The 1429-nt window shown below is 36.5% G+C and carries 2 protein-coding genes and 1 pseudogene; 2 read left to right on the forward strand and 1 reads right to left on the reverse strand.

Annotation, left to right across the window (positions count from 1 at the left end; all coding sequences use genetic code 11):
• On the forward strand, nucleotides 1-582 hold a 582-nt coding region (locus ODU55_RS04355; RefSeq protein WP_398581997.1), incomplete at its 5' end, for a transposase.
• Between the two features lie 150 nt (nucleotides 583-732).
• On the opposite strand, the gene ODU55_RS04360 is transcribed toward ODU55_RS04355, so the two are convergent.
• A complete protein-coding gene (locus ODU55_RS04360) occupies nucleotides 733-984 on the reverse strand; it encodes a hypothetical protein (protein ID WP_024410934.1) in 252 nt (83 codons plus the stop codon).
• 175 nt (nucleotides 985-1159) lie between these two features.
• Here ODU55_RS04360 and ODU55_RS04365 point away from each other — a divergent pair.
• A pseudogene (locus ODU55_RS04365) lies at nucleotides 1160-1429 on the forward strand (transposase); the annotation flags it as partial.

Consider the following 1429-nt stretch of genomic DNA (forward strand, 5'->3'; position numbering starts at 1 on the left):
ATTGGAAAGCCAGCTGACTACAAGAAAAAACAATCTACAGATCCTAAGCGTTTCCTCAAAGTAACAGAGACAACAAAGGATGGGGAAATAGCTGAGAAAACGTTTATTGAGTTGGACGAGGATCGTGTTCTTTCTGAAGCAAGATTTGATGGGATATATGCGGTGACGACAAACTTAGACGATACGATTGAGACCATTGTGTCCATTAATCAGAGACGATGGGAGATTGAAGAATGTTTCCGTATTATGAAACACGAACTGAAGGCTAGACCGGTTTATCTAAGTCGAGAAGATCGTATTTCTGCTCACTTTACAACTTGCTTTCTTGCTCTTATAATCTATCGCTACTTAGAGCTGGCAGTGCATAAGCAATTCACATGTACTGAACTCATTGAAACCTTACGGTCATACACTTTTAAGTACCTTCCTGGTTTTGGTTACCTACCAAACTATACTCGGACCGCTATTACTGATGAATTGCATCAGACATTTGGTTTCAGAAGTGATTATCAAATTATTAGCGAAAAAAAGATGAAAAAAATTTTACAAGCGTCAAAATCGAGAAAAAGTACGCATTTTTGATATAAAAAGAAAATCTCTCTAAACCCTTGATATGCATAGGGTTAGGGAGGGTTTTGTCGTTTCAAACTGTCAAAGACGGGATTATACCATCTTTAGCAGAAAATCTCAGTCCATTTATAAGAAAAAGAGCGAAGACCTCGCTCTCAAACATTAACTAAAAAATTCAATCCAAGCCCCGACCAGCAGGAAAGCGATACAGAGATAGATTTGCCAATTTGCTTTCAAGGTCCATTCTTTAGACCAAAAGGCACTACGGGCAGTACCGACCGTAGCAAAGAGCAAGAGTGCAAGCCAGAGGCTAGGTCCCTTATTTAGCCACTCCCCTATACTTCCTAGAAACAACAATATCATCAAATAAAAATTCAAACTCCGATAAAATTCTTTATTAAATTCCTTAAACATATAAAATCCTCACAATACAAAGAAGGAAATGATTGTCCAACTCGGGAGTTTGACAGTTTGAATGACACAAAAGTGCCACAAACGTTGATGTGATGCTATTTTTTTTGTCAAATTTTCGTATATATTAATTGCGTACTTTCTCGTACTGTGATATAATAGAGTGAGGTGCGAATCTATGAGAGTTAAAAAATCAGTATCTAAAAATACAATCAATTATGCCATTATCAAAGATATTAAGGTTGGAAATAAAAGAACTTCTACCATTGTCGAAAATCTCGGCAATCATGAAACTCTTCAACAGCTACATCCCGAAATGGAACCTATGGAATGGGCAAAATTGCGGGCTAAAGAGTTAACCGAACTCGATAAAGAAGATAAACAAGAAATCTTAATCAAACTACATGAGAATAAACAGTTAAAACAAAATCAACGAAATGAGTATCAT

The sequence above is a fragment of the Streptococcus sp. 2022WUSS037 genome, from assembly GCF_044427225.1.
In the GTDB taxonomy this organism is placed as follows: domain Bacteria; phylum Bacillota; class Bacilli; order Lactobacillales; family Streptococcaceae; genus Streptococcus.

What these genes read in the sequence shown, in the direction of transcription:
- ODU55_RS04360 (WP_024410934.1), bottom strand. Translation starts at nt 984, where the DNA reads ATGTTTAAGGAATTTAATAAAGAATTTTATCGGAGTTTGAATTTTTAT.